The 2,172-nt window shown below is 61.1% G+C and carries 1 protein-coding gene and 2 pseudogenes; 1 reads left to right on the top strand and 2 read right to left on the bottom strand.

All coding sequences use genetic code 11. The features are described from left to right. Positions 1 to 67 precede the first annotated feature (67 nt). Positions 68 to 913, bottom strand: a pseudogene (locus tag C7G61_RS42565) (IS3 family transposase); the annotation flags it as partial. 227 nt (positions 914 to 1,140) lie between these two features. On the opposite strand from C7G61_RS42565, the pseudogene C7G61_RS42560 reads away from it, so the two are divergent. Further along, a pseudogene (locus tag C7G61_RS42560) lies at positions 1,141 to 1,970 on the top strand (IS110 family RNA-guided transposase); the annotation flags it as partial. Positions 1,971 to 2,067: 97 nt separating this feature from the next. Here the strand turns inward: C7G61_RS42560 and C7G61_RS42555 are convergent. Then, the coding region (locus C7G61_RS42555) for a transposase (protein ID WP_145963526.1) at positions 2,068 to 2,172 on the bottom strand (105 nt) is incomplete at its 5' end.

The following is a 2,172-nucleotide window of genomic DNA, read 5'->3' as shown; positions in this document are numbered from 1 at the left end:
GTGCCGCTCAATCTATCGCCGAACGAGCGCGACAGAACCCAAGATACCCCACGGGATCGCATCCCGATCAGCAAACTCTCTTCTCTTCAACAACATAGACAGATGGGTGTTCTGATGCGCGGTTGTAAAAATCGAGATACCGGCCGATCGAGCTGCGCGCCTCGCTGACGCTTTCATAGGCTCGCAGGTACACCTCCTCGTATTTGATGCTGCGCCAGAGCCGCTCGACAAATACGTTGTCCCGCCATGCGCCCTTGCCGTCCATGCTGATCGCGATGCCGTTGTAGGCGAGCACGCCGGTGAAGGCCTGCCCGGTGAACTGCGAACCCTGATCCGTGTTGAAGATGTCCGGCCTGCCGTGACGAGCCAAGGCATCCTCCAGCGTCTCGACGCAGAAGGCTGCTTCCATGGTGATCGACAGCCGCCAGGACAAAACCCGGCGCGTCGCCCAGTCGAGCACGACGGCGAGATAGACGAAGCCGCGCGCCATCGGGATGTAGGTGATGTCCATGGCCCAGACTTGGTTCGGCCGTGTGATTTCCATGCCGCGCAGCAGATACGGATGGATCTTGTGGCCGGGTTCGGGCTTCGTCGTGCGCGGACGGCGATAGAGCGCCTCTATCCCCATCCGCCGCATCAGCGTCTTGATATGCCGGCGGCCGATCTTGCACCCCTCGGCAGCCAGCAGGCCTCTCAACATTCGCGAACCGGCGAAGGGGAACTCCAGATGCAGCCGGTCGAGACGCCGCATGATCGCGAGATCGGCGTCCGGCACCGGACGCGGCAGGTAATAAACGCTGCCGCGGCTGATCTGCAGAACCTCCGCCTGCCTGGTGATCGACAGATCGTGCTCACGGTCGATCATCGCTTTGCGCTCAGCAATCCCGCCTTGGTGAGCGCTCCTTCTAAAAAACTATGCGCGGCGCTGCGCTCCCCCTGTGGGATAGAAACGGGCGGCGCTAGATTGCCGACCGCAAGGGAGCGGCCGATACGATTTTGGTGGCACGTGACCCCGTTAAAAAACCTGGTCCATGGGTTGTTGCGCACTTGAGAGTGGTGACGCCATCCGGCGATCCCGTTTAGGAATCTGACCAATAGCGCAGCCCAGCCCTTCCGCCGCCGTCAGCAGGAGGATTGGAGATGAACCCCAAAAGATCGAAGTCGAGGAACGGTGGTAAGATGCCGATGGTGCACCCAAACGCGGCTGCGATCGACGTCGGAGCGACTATGCACATGGCTGCCGTGAGGGCAGATCGCGCACCGGAGCCAGTCCGCAGCTTCGGTACCTTCACGACCGATCTGCATCGGCTGGTCGACTGGTTTACTGAATACGGCGTCGAGACCGTCGTCATGGAATCGACCAGCGTCTACTGGATTCCGATTTCGAGCCTCTCGATGCCGGGGGATTTACCGTGTTTCTTGTCAACGCGCGCGATGCCAAGCACGTACCGGGGCGCAAGACCGATGTCAGCGATGCGCAATGGCTGCAGCGGCTCCATTCATTCGGGTTGCTGCGGGCCAGCTTTCGGCCCAAAGGGCAGATTGCCGAGCTGCGAGCCTACGTGCGTCAGCGCGAGCGTCTGCTGGAGTACGCGGCCTCACACATCCAGCATATGCAGAAGGCCTTGACGGAGATGAATCTTCAGCTGCACCACGTCGTCGCCGACATCACCGGCGCGACCGGCCTGCGTATCATACGCGCGATCCTTGCCGGCGAGCGCGATCCTGAGGCGCTGGCGTGCTTGCGCCATTACAGTTGCCACTCCAGCGCCGAGACGATCGCAAAGGCGCTCACCGGAAGCTATCGCGCTGAGCATCTGTTTGCGCTCGAGCAGGCACTTGCGCTTTACGACGCCTACCACGAGAAGGCATCTGCCTGCGACGCCCGGATCGAAGCCGTGTTGAAGGAACTGATCGTCCATCGCGGTCATGGCCATGGATCAGCGCCGCGGGCCTCGCGGCATCGGAATCGAACCGATCAGGCGAACGCTCTAGGAGCCTGTCCCTATAATGGACTTAGGATTAAGCGAGGCGGGTTCTGAAGCTTTTTGGGGAGACAGGTTCTCCTCAGCGTGCGGCGGCGAGTTTTGCGAGGTTGTGGGCGATGCAGATCATGGCCCATTCGGCTTTGACCTTGTCGATGCTGCGCAGGAGGAACTGGCGGAAGCCTCT

Source organism: Bradyrhizobium algeriense (assembly GCF_003062295.1).
GTDB lineage: Bacteria > Pseudomonadota > Alphaproteobacteria > Rhizobiales > Xanthobacteraceae > Bradyrhizobium > Bradyrhizobium algeriense.
The sequence above is the reverse complement of the archived record's forward strand: the minus strand, read 5'-3'. Positions and strand labels throughout refer to the sequence as shown.